This window comes from Paenibacillus caseinilyticus, from assembly GCF_027533645.1.
GTDB lineage: Bacteria > Bacillota > Bacilli > Paenibacillales > NBRC-103111 > Paenibacillus_G > Paenibacillus_G caseinilyticus.
In genome coordinates, this window is the sequence record NZ_JAQAGY010000038.1 from 17351 (window position 1) to 31172 (window position 13822).

General features: G+C 59.7%; 13 protein-coding genes. 5 read left to right on the top strand and 8 right to left on the bottom strand.

Annotation, left to right across the window (positions count from 1 at the left end; translation table 11 throughout):
- Nucleotides 1–95: 95 nt before the first annotated feature.
- The 3 genes from O9H32_RS31510 to O9H32_RS31520 form a co-directional block, all read right to left on the bottom strand.
- On the bottom strand, nt 96–1733 hold the full coding sequence (locus O9H32_RS31510) for an esterase/lipase family protein (RefSeq protein WP_269870055.1): 1638 nt from the start codon (nt 1731–1733) through the stop codon (nt 96–98).
- Between the two features lie 227 nt (nt 1734–1960).
- Complete coding sequence (locus O9H32_RS31515; RefSeq protein ID WP_269870056.1) at nt 1961–2191, bottom strand: hypothetical protein; 231 nt, start codon at nt 2189–2191, stop codon at nt 1961–1963.
- A gap of 300 nt (nt 2192–2491) precedes the next feature.
- On the bottom strand, nt 2492–2920 hold the full coding sequence (locus O9H32_RS31520; protein WP_269870057.1) for a cell wall hydrolase: 429 nt from the start codon (nt 2918–2920) through the stop codon (nt 2492–2494).
- A gap of 151 nt (nt 2921–3071) precedes the next feature.
- On the opposite strand from O9H32_RS31520, the gene O9H32_RS31525 reads away from it, so the two are divergent.
- Together O9H32_RS31525 and O9H32_RS31530 are read left to right on the top strand one after the other, a co-directional pair.
- Nucleotides 3072–4100 carry an RluA family pseudouridine synthase gene (locus O9H32_RS31525; RefSeq protein ID WP_269870058.1) on the top strand — a complete coding sequence of 343 codons (1029 nt, stop codon included), beginning with the start codon at nt 3072–3074 and terminating at the stop codon, nt 4098–4100.
- A 383-nt stretch (nt 4101–4483) separates the two neighbouring features.
- The gene (locus O9H32_RS31530; protein WP_269870059.1) at nt 4484–7063 is read left to right on the top strand and encodes a rhamnogalacturonan lyase; all 2580 of its coding nucleotides are present in this window, start codon (nt 4484–4486) and stop codon (nt 7061–7063) included.
- A 54-nt stretch (nt 7064–7117) separates the two neighbouring features.
- On the opposite strand, the gene O9H32_RS31535 is transcribed toward O9H32_RS31530, so the two are convergent.
- Together O9H32_RS31535 and O9H32_RS31540 are read right to left on the bottom strand one after the other, a co-directional pair.
- Nucleotides 7118–7699: a type 1 glutamine amidotransferase family protein gene (locus O9H32_RS31535; protein ID WP_269870060.1), complete on the bottom strand. Its 582-nt coding sequence runs from the start codon at nt 7697–7699 to the stop codon at nt 7118–7120.
- Between the two features lie 301 nt (nt 7700–8000).
- Nucleotides 8001–9377: an MFS transporter gene (locus tag O9H32_RS31540; RefSeq protein WP_269870061.1), complete on the bottom strand. Its 1377-nt coding sequence runs from the start codon at nt 9375–9377 to the stop codon at nt 8001–8003.
- Nucleotides 9378–9556: 179 nt separating this feature from the next.
- Here O9H32_RS31540 and O9H32_RS31545 point away from each other — a divergent pair, with 179 nt between their 5' ends.
- On the top strand, nt 9557–10024 hold the full coding sequence (locus O9H32_RS31545; RefSeq protein ID WP_269870062.1) for a MarR family winged helix-turn-helix transcriptional regulator: 468 nt from the start codon (nt 9557–9559) through the stop codon (nt 10022–10024).
- Between the two features lie 49 nt (nt 10025–10073).
- Here the strand turns inward: O9H32_RS31545 and O9H32_RS31550 are convergent, their stop codons facing one another.
- On the bottom strand, nt 10074–10205 hold the full coding sequence (locus O9H32_RS31550) for a hypothetical protein (RefSeq protein WP_269870063.1): 132 nt from the start codon (nt 10203–10205) through the stop codon (nt 10074–10076).
- A gap of 115 nt (nt 10206–10320) precedes the next feature.
- A complete protein-coding gene (locus tag O9H32_RS31555) occupies nt 10321–10521 on the bottom strand; it encodes a copper ion binding protein (protein ID WP_269870064.1) in 201 nt (66 codons plus the stop codon).
- 277 nt (nt 10522–10798) lie between these two features.
- Here O9H32_RS31555 and O9H32_RS31560 point away from each other — a divergent pair, with 277 nt between their 5' ends.
- Nucleotides 10799–12370: an FAD-dependent oxidoreductase gene (locus tag O9H32_RS31560; protein ID WP_269870065.1), complete on the top strand. Its 1572-nt coding sequence runs from the start codon at nt 10799–10801 to the stop codon at nt 12368–12370.
- A gap of 159 nt (nt 12371–12529) precedes the next feature.
- Nucleotides 12530–13036, top strand: coding sequence for a hypothetical protein (locus O9H32_RS31565; protein WP_269870066.1), 507 nt, complete (start codon nt 12530–12532; stop codon nt 13034–13036).
- Nucleotides 13037–13171: 135 nt separating this feature from the next.
- Here O9H32_RS31565 and O9H32_RS31570 read toward each other — a convergent pair whose 3' ends face one another.
- Complete coding sequence (locus O9H32_RS31570) at nt 13172–13798, bottom strand: NUDIX hydrolase (RefSeq protein WP_269870067.1); 627 nt, start codon at nt 13796–13798, stop codon at nt 13172–13174.
- Nucleotides 13799–13822: the final 24 nt, after the last annotated feature.

Sequence of the window (13822 nt, forward strand, 5' to 3'; positions counted from 1 at the left end):
CGGGCGGGCCGGCTTCCTCGAACTCATGAAAGGGTGCATCTCCTTGCGGATGCTTCATCTGCTCGTCACGCGGTCAGACTGATGCGGCCCCGGTGCTACTTCAGCTTGCCGGACGCATCGGTCACCGCAAAGTTATAGATCACGGACCGGGTCACCTTCTCGCCGCGTTCATTGGTGCCCTCCACATCCAGGGACAGGTTATATACCCCCGGCTCCTGCGGGGCTTCAAATGCAAGGGACAGCTTGCCGTCCTTCAGGCCGTCCGTCGCTCCCAGCCCTTCCTGCCGCTGCTCCCGCTGTGCGGCTGTGCCTTTGCCTGCGGCATGCAGCTCCGCCCGCTTCAAGGAGCCCTGCACCCGGGTGCCGAGATCGACCCCCAGCTGGGCACGTTCGCCTTGACGGTACACTTTCTTCGGAGCCGTCACACGTGTCTTCGCCTTAGTTCCTTCCTCCAGGCGGGCCGCTGCAAAATAGGCATCATTCTGTCCGGCAGCCTCCAGTGTCCATACGCCCGCTTCCGGCTTCTCCACCTTGAAGGCGTGCCGGACGGCGCCGTTGAATACAGCCTCCGTCTCCGCATCTGCGGACGCCGGGACCGCAGCCGGAGCATAGCTTCTACCTGACGGCGAACGCAGTACGAGGGACGTGTCCGCCTTGGAGGTCAGCACCTCCAGGGACACCGCCTTCAGCCCGCTCTCCAGCGGAAATGAAGCTGTGGCTGTGCCGGCGACCTCGCCGCCGCGGAAGATGAAGCCCCCGGCTTCGTCCGCCGAAGCGGCAGACCCGCCGAGTCTTGGGCCTACCGGCAAGCCGGCTGCAGACGCAGAACCCTGCGGGGAGGCCGCCATGGCTCTTACCCCGCTGCCCGCGCTGAGTTTGGGGCGTACCAGCGACCACGTCTCGGACGCCTTGGCCATCGCGCTGTGCGAGATGTCCTTGCTGAAGCTGCGGATGCCGTTCGGCAGGCCGAAGGCCGAGTCCAGCGAGACGGCCCCGTCATCCTCGCCCGGCAGAATCGCATGCGCGAACCAATAGCCGGTGAACCAGCCGTCATCCCCCATACCGCCGGACGTGTAGGTAACCGTCGCTTTGTTCTCCGCCCTGCCATCCGTCTGGGCGCGGAAGTTCGCCATATACGAGGTTTGCAGCGAATACACCGCATCGTCGTTCTTGCCCAGAATATCCGCCAGCCAGGATGCCCAAGAACTGTAGGCGAGGTCGGCCAGCTCGGAGCCCTTGTTCGGAGTTGACAGCTGGTGTACGACGTTCACATAAGGAGCGGCGCCGTAATGCACGAGGGCCGTCTGCGTATCGATCCCGCCTTTGGAGTGGGCGATGATATTAATCTTCGATACTCCGTAATGCTCGGCCACCTTGCGGATGACCTCCGCCAGCTTCGCTCCGTTAGTCCACATGCTGCCACCGGGTCCGTCCGCATCCTGGAGCTGGACGAACGCTGTGCGGTAGCCTGCATTGTAAGCGGCTTCATAGTAGCGATCCGCCCCCAGCCAAGTGGAGTAATTGGAGTGAAGACCCTGGACGAATAGAATGACCGGCTTGTCCGCCGATGCTCCAGGAGGAACAGCCCCTGTGTACCAATCCCCCGCATTGGCGCTTGGGTTATCGTTATGGAGGATTGGAGCGGGTGCGGCTGCACCCGCGGCGGCAGGGACAGCGAGGACGGCAGCGGTGATCAGGAGCGTGGCGACACGTTGGGCAGGACGACGAAACATGAATACATCTCCTCTCAATAATTACTTAATTATGTAATTCATTCCTTTATGAGTATATCCGAGATATATTCGTGCTGTATATGGCGGCGAGGCTTAACTTTTTGTAAAGAAACAGAGGCAAGGGACCCCTATGTCCGCCCCTCTGCACACAAAAACGGAGCGGCTCCCCCCGCTCCGGGTTCACCGCTCCGTCCTCATCTCATGGCCTTAGTGGCCTTGCTCTTCACTTAAGTCCATGCCTGCTGCATGTCATTCCATTCGCTTTCGGGCGGCAGCTCGGTCAGCATGAATTCATCCTGCCCCTCCTCGGTCCAGACGCTCGCCTGGGTCATGAGCTGCTCATCCACCTGGTCCTTCTGAGTCTGCAGTTCCTCTGCCACTGTGCCTTCGGACCGTTCAATCGTTTGCTTCAACCGTTTGCGCTCCGCGAGCCGCTTGGCCATTTGATACAGAATCATGCCGGCCTTACTTCCCTTCGCTTCATATTTCTTGTCCTTAGCTTACGGTACGAAGATTAAGGCAAGATTAGAGGAACATAAACGTACCGTTAAAGATTCCCCTCTCCACGATATGCAGCTTCATAACGTAGCATTTCCCATTTTTGTCTAAATCATGCGGATGCCCCTGCCCGAATCGATACGTGCAGGAAGGAACGTGCTTCCTGAAGGCGGCGGTGAATACGTGTCCTGCACATCCGGCCGCAGCACAAAGAGGAGCCGCGCCGGCTCCTCTCTCCCCTGGGCTTCTTCCGTCAGATCTCAATACGTATTGTAGATCGCATCGCAAATCCCGGCCTTCGGCTCGTAGTAGCAGTGCTTCTTATACCGCCCTACGTGGGGTTGGCCGTACCAGGTGGGCGGACAGTCGACCGGAGGCCGCCAATACCACAGGCTGAACTTCGACGGCCACAGCCTCTCGCCGTTCACCGCCCGGCGTGCCAATCGCCGCTCCCTATCCCTTGGCTTCTGATAAAAATAGCCATGCAGCGTCGCCTCAAACGCATGCGGCTGATATACCATCTGTTCGATTGTGCGGAGTCCCTTGAAGTCCGAGCAGTTCGAGCGGATCCGGTTGATGCCCACATTGCCCACCATCATCATGCCCGGCTCCCCCTCGCCCTCCGCTTCCGCCCGAAGCAGCCTTGCCAGCAGATCGATGTCTTGTTCCCTGGCCTTTACCACCGCCATGGTTCTCACCTCATTCGATGTAGCGTTCTCCCTAGCATATTAAGCAGGCAGGGAAATAATTCCGCCCCCCGCGAATAACGCCGGTTTCACGGAATACCGCGAATCATGGTATAGTAAGGGCAGCATCGAATGAAAGAACGGAGTGAAAGTAGTGATCAGAAAACACACGCCTTCCCGCGGGACAAGCCGCCCGGGCAGCTCACCACAGCGCAGCGCCAAACCGGCACGTCCGCCGGGCAAAGCCGCCGGACGTCCCCAGCGCCCACCCGCCGGAGGAGCCCCGGCGCCGCAGACCGCCCCGGGACGGACCTACACGGTCAAAGAACCGGGGGAGCTGCTGAGCTTCCTGCTCTCCACCTTGAAGATGGGCCGCAACAGCGTCAAATCCCTGCTGGCCCGGGGGCAGGTGTCGGTGAACGACCAGACCGTGACGCTGTACAACCACCCCCTTCAGACCGGGCAGACGGTGAGCATCCACAAGGAGCGGACCGCCGAGGCTCCGCCGCTGATCGGCCTGTCCATCCTGCATGAGGACAAGGACCTGATCGTCGTGCACAAGGAGGCGGGCCTGCTGTCCATCGCGTCCGCGCAGGAAAGCGAATTGACCGCCTACCGCCAGCTCATGGCCCACGTGCGCGTCGGCAACCCCAGGGGCCGCATCTTCGTCGTCCATCGGCTCGACCGGGACACTTCGGGGGTCATGCTGTTCGCCAAGAGCGAGGAAGTGCAGCAGACGCTGCAGAATGCCTGGCAGGATATGGTGAAGGAACGCACCTACGTCGCCTTGGTCGACGGCAGCGTGAAGAAACCGGAAGGCACCATCAAGTCCTGGCTGAAGGAGAGCAGCACGCTCAAGATGTACTCCAGCCCCTACCCGAACGACGGCCAACTGGCCGTCACCCATTATAAAGTCCTGCAGACCTCCAGGGACTTCTCTCTGCTGGAAGTGAACCTGGAGACCGGACGCAAGAACCAGATCCGCGTACACATGCAGGATATCGGCCATCCGGTTGCCAGCGACAAGAAATACGGTTCAAAATCCAGAGTGCTGAACCGCCTTGGGCTTCATGCGCGGGTGCTGGCCTTCGTCCATCCCGTGACAGGAGACCTCATGCGTTTCGAAACCGACATTCCGAAGGCGTTTCTCAGTCCGCTGAGAAGCGCCGGACCCAGAGCCTAGGCAGCCCCGCGGCGGCTGTCCCTATCAGAGTCAGGCATCCCACGCCTGACTCTTTTTGTGCATATATAAGAGTTTATATCTCACCAGGGCTCGATTCTGTAATCTTACATATCTCATAAACGCGCATCGTCCCTTATGAGACGGCGAAGCCGTTTATCTTGTGTCTTCCTTCCCCGACTCGCTGTCGCCCAAGCCAAAACCTCTGAATTTTAAACGAAACATGACTGATTTTTGCCTGTGGCTTCAAGCACCGTTCCCCTATAATGAAAAGGAATTTCAACACCGGACCCGCACCTGAAGGAAGAAGGGAGGACGGCAGAGTCATCGTTGTAAGCGCACTCATGAATGTATGCTCTATTACCCTATAAGGATGGTGACCTTTCATGTCTCCGAAGAACAAAACCCTGCTGACCCGTAGAATGCTGGCCCTTACAGCCGCTGTGCCTCTGCTGCTGACCAGCGTTACCGGCGCTTCCGCCGCCGGCCTAGAGCAGCACCGCCCTCCAGCGTCCATCAAGGGCAGCGGCGTCCAGCTGGAATATCTCGACCGCGGACTCGTCGCTGCTTCCACCTCCCAAGGCGTATTCCTCAGCTGGAGGCTGCGTGCAGGAGAAGTGACGGGCGCTTCGGCAACCGGCCTGACCGGCGCTGCATTCAACGTCTACCGTGACGGCAAGAAGGTAGCCACCGTGACGGATAGCACGAACTATCTGGATGCGGCAGGCACAGCCGCTTCCCGCTATGAGGTCGCCGCCGTGGTGAACGGCAAAGAAATCGACCGCAGCGACACCGCCGCCCCGTGGGCCGGCGCCTACTACGATCTCAAGCTGAATAAGCCCGCGGACGGCGTGACTCCTGCAGGGGAAGCCTATACCTACTCGGCGAACGATATGAGCGTCGGCGATGTGGACGGGGACGGGCAGTATGAATTTTTTGTAAAATGGGATCCGAGCAACTCCAAGGACGTGTCCCAGGTCGGCTACACCGGCCAGACGTATATCGACTGCTACCGGTTCGACGGCACGCTGCTGTACCGGATCGACCTCGGGGTGAACATCCGTGCAGGAGCGCATTATACCGACTTCATGGTGTATGACTTTGACGGCGACGGCAAGGCGGAGATGATGTTCAAGACCGCTCCGGGCACCCAGATCCACAAGTACGATGCGCAGGGTACCGTGACTTCGTCCACCTATATCACGATGCCGAAGGAAGACCTCCGGGCCGGCTACCGCAACACGGACGATTACCGCCTGAGCAAGCAGGGCTACTACGAGCATGTCGTGAACATGTTCATGAACTGGCATAAGCACGAGGAAGTGGTCGCCGGCAACTGGCCCGCCACGCTAGAGGAATGCTTCGGCATCGAGAAGAAGTATACGTATCCGCTGTCCCGCGCCGACGCGCAGAGCCTGACGGATTACTTCATGGACGTGTATGCGCCGAGCCGCAGCGCCCGCAACAACCTGAGAGCGTTCGAGGGCTTCATTCTGAGCGGTCCCGAATATCTATCCGTATTCAACGGCGCTACGGGGGACGAGCTGCAGACCATTCCATATACACCGGACCGGGGAGACGACGGGCTGATGTGGGGCGATTATGCGATGGGCCGGATCGAGCCTGGCAACCGGGTCGACCGCTTCCTGGCCGGCGTCGCGTACCTCGACGGCAAGAAGCCCTATGCCGTGTTCGCACGAGGCTACTATACCCGCTCCACGCTCAAGTCCTACAGTTGGGACGGCAAGAAGCTGAAGGAGTATTGGAACGTGGACAGCGGCTGGGTACCGATGACCAACCCGTTCAATGACGGCCCGCACGGCCGTAATGGCCGGGATCCGGAGTATGGCACGCTGACTACCCAAGGCGCCCATACCTTGACCGCAGCGGATGTGGACGGTGACGGCGCTCAGGAGATCGTCTACGGCTCCGCGACGATCGACAACGACGGCAAGCTGCTTTACAGCTCCATGGATACGATGCCGGCGGGCAGCGCGACACCGGGCACCACGGCAAGACTCGGTCACGGAGATGCGCTTCATGTGACGGATATCGATCCGGACCGCCCCGGCCAGGAGATCTATATGGTGCACGAAGGCGCCACCTATGCGCCGTACGGCTACTCCCTGCGTGACGCGAAGACAGGCCAAGTCATCTACGGCGGCTACACGGGCAAAGACACCGGCCGCGGCATGACTGGCGACGTCGACCCCGCACGCCGCGGACTCGAGACTTGGGCTGTCGGGCTGTGGACGGCCCAAGGCGAGAAGATCGACACGACCGCACCCGGCACCAACATGAATATCAAATGGGCGGCCGATATGACGACCCAGATCGTGAACGGGGCCATTGACGCCACGCCGTCCATCGACGATTGGAAGAAGGGCCGGCTGCTGACGGCGGAAGGCACCCGGACGAATAACTATACTAAGGGCAACCCCGGCCTTGTCGCCGATATCTTTGGGGACTGGCGGGAAGAGCTGCTCGTCCGCACTGCCGACAGCTCAGCGATCCGCATCTACCTGAGCACGGAAGTGACGAACCGCAAGCTCTACACGCTGATGCACGATCCGCAGTACCGGGCCGAAGTCGCCCGCCAGAACACCGGCTACAACCAGCCGTCGTACACGAGCTATTATTTTGCGTCGGATACGGACTTCAAGAAGGTGCCGGTGCCTTCCTACTGGACACCGGGACTGCTCACCGTACTGAGCGGTCTCACCCAGGAATACCGGGCATCCGGCGAGCTAGGTGGATCTCTCGCTTCCCGGCTCGAAGACAGGCTGAAGCAGGCGCAGCGGGAGTGGGAGCGGGGCTCCGTGAAGGATGCGGTCAAGAGTATCGACAAATTCCTGGATCAGCTTGAGAAGAGGGGCAAGAAGGATACCCTCTCCGCCCGGGCCGACAAGAATCTGTCCTATCACGCAAAGCTGTTCATCCGCACGTGGGACCAAGACAAGAAGTAATCCGAATCTGCAGGAAAGCCGCCTTGATCATAACCAAGGCGGCTTTTTTCCTGTCTATGCCGGGAAATAGCCCTTCTTTAGCACCGTGTACCACTCCTGCAGCTTTTCTCCTTCGAGCACGCCCAGCTTCTCCAGAATGTGGGCCGAGAACTCCAAGGCCCCCGACCCGTTCGCCGTAATCAGGTTCCCGTCGCTCACGGACTGGGCATCGGTATAGAAAGCCTCCCCGCGGTAACTCGGCGCCCCTTCTTTGAGAAAAGGCAGCGTATTGCCCGTGTGCCCGGTGTGATCCAAGAATCCGTGCCTGGCAAGGAAGGTCGTTGCATCGCAGATCGCAGCCACCGGAATATCCTCACGGGTACAGTAAGCCACGAGCTCCTTGAGCTGCACGTGTTTGTCCTCTCCCCATCCGGTTCCACCGGAGATGATCAGCATCGCCGGCTTAGCCTCCGGAAGATACTCCTTTACACTGTAGTCGGGTAACACGCGAAGGCCGCCCATCGATACTTTGGGCTCGAGATCGATAGCAATGGTTCTTACGCGGAAGCCCGTACCCGGCTGGTTCAGCTCTGCCGTCACATAGGCTGCTTCCCAGTCCGCGAACCCGTCCGTAATCATCAACAGCACTTCTTTCATGGAACTGCCTCCTCGAATCGTACTTGGTTTCTATAGCGATTGTATCACCCCAACCCTGACAACAGGCTGTCAGCAGAGTTCTCGCCCCCCTCAGCATCATGCTCTGTTGCGCTGCCGAAGCCTGTACTGGAGGACAACCGCCGCCGGGCACAGGCTCTCTCCGCGCGGAACCAGGTATAGCGCCGACCACACAGGCCCAGGGCCAACGGCTGCATACGCCGCTCTTTCCTATGGCTCCGCCCCCACAAGGAACAGCCTTGCCCCTCTCCAGCTGAGAGGGGCAAGGCTGCTTAGGCCAATCTTATCCGCGCGCCGGTTCCACCGCATCCACAGACACCGTACCGCTGGTGCGGCGGCGCTTCACGTATCGGAAGCAGAGCACCGCCGAGACGACCGCTGCGGCCGCCATGACCCAGTACAGCCCCGCGTAGACGCCGGACGCCGGCTTACCGGCCTGCCAAGCCAGCACAGTGCTGGTCAGGGCCACACCCAAGGCTCCGCCGAAGAACTGCGTGAGCTGCGACAGGCCCATCCCCGACCCGACCTCACTTGGGGCGAGGATCCGGGACATCTCGTTGGATACGCTCGACCCGATCGCGGAGACGGAGACGCTCAGCACCATATAGGCTCCGGCGATGGCATAGACGGATTGGGCAGAGAACAGCGCGAATCCGGCTGCCGCAAGGATCAGGCCGGCATGGCCGGCGGCGATCACCGGCGTATTCCCTGCCCGGTCGATCCACCTGCCGATGCGCGGCGACAGCAGGGCGGTCAGGATCGCGCCGGGGAAGATCAGGAAGCCTGTCACCGTGGAGCCTGTGCCGAACAGGCGCGAGAGCATCATCGGCATGAGGAAGAGCGACGAGAAGTTAAGGACATAAGCAATAAAGCCCATGAATAACAGGCTCGTATAGCTGCGGTTGCGCAGCAGGGCCGGTTGGACGAACGGATCCGGTGTCCGATGGATCCTCCACCAGAAGCCGGCCAGCGAGACGGCCCCGACGGCGAGCGTCAGCCACTGGCGGCTCGTCAGAAAGAGCAGCAGGCCGGTCACTCCCAGGCCAATGAGCAAAGCGCCTATCCCGTCGAAGCGTACCGGTGCAGGTGGCTGCACGGGCAGGCTGCGGTAGAACACCGGAAGAAGCAGAAGTACCATGGCGGTGACGATAAACAGCATGTTCCAGCCGAAGTACTGCGACAGCGTGCCGCCGACGATGGGACCGAGCCCGAAGCCGAAGGAGGCCGCGGAGATGATCGTGGACATCGATTTGCCGCGCCGCTCCACGGGAATGTACTTCGTCACGAGGACGACGCCGAGCCCCGGGGCAGCGGCTGCTCCCGCCGCCTGCAGGAGCCTTGCGATCAGCACGCCGTAGAAGTGGTGCGAGAACAGGCCGATGACGGATCCGGCGCCCAGCAGGAACAAGCCTATGGCGAGCAGCGTCCGGATAGCAATGAAGTCGGACAACCGGCTGTAAGTGATCGAGGCGATGGCGAAGAGAATCGAATAGCCCGTGACGATCCAGGAAGCGTTCGTGGGGCTTAGGCCCAGATCGGAGGCTACCGTCGGCAGCGCCACATTGAACATGGTGGTATTCATCACCACCAGCAGGACGGTCAAGCTCCATAAGGGAATGACCAACGATTCCCGCAGTGAAGCGGATGGCGCGGAATTCATGGGGGATTCCTCCTTCAAGGGTTTTACTTCTTTCATAATAGTATTATAATAATAATATTCTTAGAAATATATATGACGCCTTCCTCCTTGTCAATCCCTTTTCTTCCCGTTTTCCATTGCTTTTTCTTTCCGGAGTCCTGTAGTAAAATTGGAGTATGAATTGTTAAAGGTGGTCCGCTATGCCGTCCAACACGATCAACGCCTTATGGCGCAGCCTTCTTGAACTCAACCGGAATCTGAAGCAGACGCTCTGTCTGCTGAGTACGGAAGCGGAAGTTCCGCCTTCCGCCGTATCGGTCATCTTTAAGCTGGAGCACGAGACCAGCATGAAAATCAACTGTATCGCCGAATACCTCGGCATCACGATCGGAGCGGCTTCCAACCTGATCGACCGGCTGGAGGAGAAGGGCTGGACGCAGCGGCTGCGCTCCGAGGAGGATCGGAGGATCACGTATGTGAGCCTGACGCCGGAGGGAATGCAGCAGCTGTTGACTTGGAGGAGCGGCTTCGCAGATCATGCGGAGGCGATCTTTGCGAAGCTCGATCCGCAGCGGCTTCAAGGATTGGATGAGGCCGTAACGGACATTTCCCTCTATCTCGGCAATTACAACACCTCCTTCGAAGAGCAGAAAAAAGGCCGAAGCTAGCAGCCGGCTGTTCACAAGTCCCTGCTCTATTGAAGGGAGGCGTTACCCGTCATGACTTGACTTGGAACAGTACGCCGCTCCAGTCGGGAGGAAGCCCGCCCTTCAGCTTCTGGACGCCGGCCCGGCATTCCCCGCCAGACGGATGGCATCTGGGCTCCGGGCGGATCGGAGGGCGGTTCATCTTTTTTCCCCCATATAAGCAAACGCATAGAAGGCCGGACACAGCCGCTCACGGGCTGTCCGGCCTTCTATGCTTATCGCTCGCTTTCTTATGCTTCTTACTTGCCTTCCCTGCTTTATACCACGTCGTACCCCTGGTCCTCGATGGCGTCCTTAATCGCTTGAAGCGTTACCTTGCCCTGCTCGTAATCGACGGTTACCGTCTTCGAGGCCAGATCGACCTTCGCCGAGCCTCCGGCTTCCTTCACGGCCCCTTCGACAGCACGGACACAATGATCGCAAGACATGCCCTCCACTTTCAACTTTACACTCTCCATACGACACCCTCCCCTAGGTTTGTTCTTCTTGTATGTTATCGTACCCAACCTGATCCTGGAACACAAGCGGACGCGGCTTCTCAGTCCTGCTGCATTCGCCTTCTATCCCTGAAGCGGGTTGGCTTGTTGAAATCAACATACAATACCCCCCTACCCTATGTCAATAGAGATGATCACTTGATTTCATCGCATTTTGTAACATTTTGGAATACCCAAGAGTCTATAGGTATGGAAGCGCTGCTCCACTTTCCATCTACTCATACAAGGAGGCGTTACTATGCATCGCGAAATCGAAACGGACATCGCCATTATCGGCGGGGGAGTCGGCGGGTATGCCGCGGCCCTCTCCGCCTGCCGGATGGGCAGACAGGTCATCCTAACCGAAGAGACCGACTGGATTGGCGGACAGCTTACCAGCCAGGCTGTGCCCCCTGACGAGCACCGCTGGATCGAACAATTCGGCTGCACGCGCAGCTACCGTGAGTTCCGTCAAGGCGTACGCGCCTATTATAAGCGTCACTTCCCTGTAACAGCCCAGGCCCAAGCCGCCTACTATTTGAACCCGGGCAACGGCGGGGTCAGCCGGCTCTGCGCCGAACCCCGCGCCATGCTCGAAGTGCTGCAGGCGATGATCGCGCCCTTCATCCACAGCGGCAGGCTCACCCTGCTTCTTCGCAGCCGCCCTGTAAGCGCGGAGACGGACGGCGATACCGTGCGCTCCGTTACCGTGCAGGAGGCCTACGGCCGCAGGCTGACCATCCGGGCGCCTTACTTCCTCGACGCCACGGAGTGCGGCGATCTGCTCCCGCTGGCCGGTGTCGAGTACGTCACCGGTGCGGAGTCCCGGGCCGATACGAATGAGCCGCACGCGCTGGAGGGGCCTGCCGATCCCCACGATATCCAGGCGTTCACCTGGTGCCTCGCCATGGACTACCTCGAAGGGGAGAACCATGTGATCGATAAGCCGAAGGATTACTCCTTCTGGCGGAAGTACCGGGCCGACTTCTGGCCGGATCAACAGCTGAGCTGGGTATCCCCGAATCCGGTGACACTCGAACCGAATGAAGAAACTTTATTCTGGGGCACCGATAAGTATCCCCTCTTCATCTATCGCCGCATCATCGACCGGGCCAATTTCCTGCAGGGAACGTATCCCGGCGACATCAGCATCATCAACTGGGCCCAGAACGACTACTGGCTCGGACGGATCTACGACGTGCCTCCACACGAAGCGCAGCGGCATCTCGAAGGAGCCCGGCAGCTCAGCTTGTCCCTGCTGTATTGGCTGCAGACCGAGGCTCCGCGGCCGGACGGCAAGGCAGGCTACCCCGGACTCAGGCTGCGCCCCGACGTGACCGGGACGGCGGACGGCTTGGCCCAGGCGCCGTATATCCGCGAATCCCGGCGGATCCGAGCCCAGTTCACGGTACTGGAGCAGCATGTCAGCGCAGCGGTGCGCGGAGACCAGGGCGCGGTCCCCTTCGCCGACAGCGTCGGCATCGGCTGCTACCGCATCGACCTTCACCCCAGCACGGCCGGCAGGAATTATCTGGACATCTCGTCCCTGCCGTTCCAGATTCCGCTCGGCAGCCTGCTGCCGGTCCGCGTCCACAACCTGCTGCCCGCCTGCAAGAATATCGGCACGACGCACATTACCAACGGCTGCTACCGCCTCCACCCGGTGGAGTGGAACATCGGGGAAGCCGCCGGCGCACTCGCCGCCTTCTGCTTGGATCAGGCTGCCGAGCCGCACCAGGTGCGCAGCGATGCCGCCAAGCTGGAAGCTTTCCAGACGCTGCTGACAAGCTACGGCGTCGAGCTCGCCTGGCCGAAGATCGGCGCGGTCTGAGGCCCTCCAGCCGCCGGCCGGCGGCCAGGGCCGTCCTGCTCCCCGTTCCGGTCACATGACGAAGCGATGACCTTGAACACTGGTCATATGACGAATGCCTCTCTATCATGGATGGAAGAAGACTTACATGAAGAAACATTCGGATAGGAGCAATCTGCCATGAGAAAGAATGCATTGACGCTAGCTTTGACTTTGGTGGGAGCCGCACTGCTGGCCTCCGGCTGTACCGCGGACGACCGGGTTACCCTTCCTATAGCGGACGGAGGACATGTAACTATAGACGGAGGAAAGGAGGTCTCCACCATCACCACGGATCAAGGTACCGTCACCTTGGCCGGCGAGAATCAACTCCCGGAAGGGTTTCCTAAGGATATCCCAATTCCCGGCAAGGCCGTCATTCAAGCTTCGATGAAGTCGGAAGGAAAAGACGGGGGGGAGATCTATACTGTGGCTTACGACATCGAACAACCTTTCCAGGAGGCCAAACAAGCGGTGGAAGATTACTTCCGGGGATCCGGCTATAAGGAATCGACGCAATTCTTGGACGATTCAATGTACATAATCGCCGGTAAGAAAGAGCTCCTCAGCATTCATTTTACCGTTAGCAAGGACATGGAGGAAGACCGCCGTACGTCCGTCACCCTGGTGCATGAGGTGAAGCATTAGGCCAGGAAGCATCCTTCCTGCCAGACGCCTCCCCCATAAACCTGCCGTCTCCGTGTGTCCGATACGCAGCAACCCAGCTTCCGCCGAGGCGAACGCTGGGTTGCTTTGGTATAACTCTCATGAAACGATGCCTCATTAATTGAGAATAACCGCTTTCTGCGGATCGTGCAGGTACTCGAACATCGTGAGAATCTGAGCCTTCGTGTTCCGGCCTATAGAAAGCTCCGGCAGCTCATCCGGACCGAAGAAGCCTACGTCAGAGGTTTCGATGCTGCCCTCGCTTCCGAGACCTTCGCCCCCTACGATACGGCAGAGGATAAAAATTTTGTAGATGTGCCACAGATCCGGGGGATGCTCATGGAACTTCTTGTCCAAGACGGCCAGCAGACGGACCGTTTCGGTCTCGTATCCAGCCTCTTCCCTGATCTCCTTGACGGCAATCTCGGCGGGAGACAATCCGATATCCGCCCACCCACCGGGCAGCGACCAGGCGCCGTCCAGCTTCTCCCGGACCAGGAGAATGCGGCCCTCCCGGAAGACGACGCCGCGCACATCTACCTTCGGGGTCGCGTAACCCTCTTCGCTCGCGAAGGCCAGACGGATCGGTTCTGCGCCTGCCCCCGTATGCCGCTCGACTATATCAACTGCCAGCTCCCGCAGCATTTCGAAGCGTTCCAGATCATACACATCCTTGGAATAGGCGAGGCCCGCCTGGGCAATCGACTGTATCTGCTTGGCCCATGTCAACCACTGGGGTTCCATCTTCTTCCTCCTCTGTAAGTAGGG

What these genes read in the sequence shown, in the direction of transcription:
- O9H32_RS31510 (WP_269870055.1), bottom strand. Translation starts at nt 1,733, where the DNA reads ATGTTTCGTCGTCCTGCCCAACGTGTCGCCACGCTCCTGATCACCGCT.
- O9H32_RS31515 (WP_269870056.1), bottom strand. Translation starts at nt 2,191, where the DNA reads ATGATTCTGTATCAAATGGCCAAGCGGCTCGCGGAGCGCAAACGGTTG.
- O9H32_RS31520 (WP_269870057.1), bottom strand. Translation starts at nt 2,920, where the DNA reads ATGGCGGTGGTAAAGGCCAGGGAACAAGACATCGATCTGCTGGCAAGG.
- O9H32_RS31530 (WP_269870059.1), top strand. Translation starts at nt 4,484, where the DNA reads ATGTCTCCGAAGAACAAAACCCTGCTGACCCGTAGAATGCTGGCCCTT.
- O9H32_RS31535 (WP_269870060.1), bottom strand. Translation starts at nt 7,699, where the DNA reads ATGAAAGAAGTGCTGTTGATGATTACGGACGGGTTCGCGGACTGGGAA.
- O9H32_RS31540 (WP_269870061.1), bottom strand. Translation starts at nt 9,377, where the DNA reads ATGAATTCCGCGCCATCCGCTTCACTGCGGGAATCGTTGGTCATTCCC.
- O9H32_RS31545 (WP_269870062.1), top strand. Translation starts at nt 9,557, where the DNA reads ATGCCGTCCAACACGATCAACGCCTTATGGCGCAGCCTTCTTGAACTC.
- O9H32_RS31550 (WP_269870063.1), bottom strand. Translation starts at nt 10,205, where the DNA reads ATGAACCGCCCTCCGATCCGCCCGGAGCCCAGATGCCATCCGTCTGGC.
- O9H32_RS31555 (WP_269870064.1), bottom strand. Translation starts at nt 10,521, where the DNA reads ATGGAGAGTGTAAAGTTGAAAGTGGAGGGCATGTCTTGCGATCATTGT.
- O9H32_RS31560 (WP_269870065.1), top strand. Translation starts at nt 10,799, where the DNA reads ATGCATCGCGAAATCGAAACGGACATCGCCATTATCGGCGGGGGAGTC.
- O9H32_RS31565 (WP_269870066.1), top strand. Translation starts at nt 12,530, where the DNA reads ATGAGAAAGAATGCATTGACGCTAGCTTTGACTTTGGTGGGAGCCGCA.
- O9H32_RS31570 (WP_269870067.1), bottom strand. Translation starts at nt 13,798, where the DNA reads ATGGAACCCCAGTGGTTGACATGGGCCAAGCAGATACAGTCGATTGCC.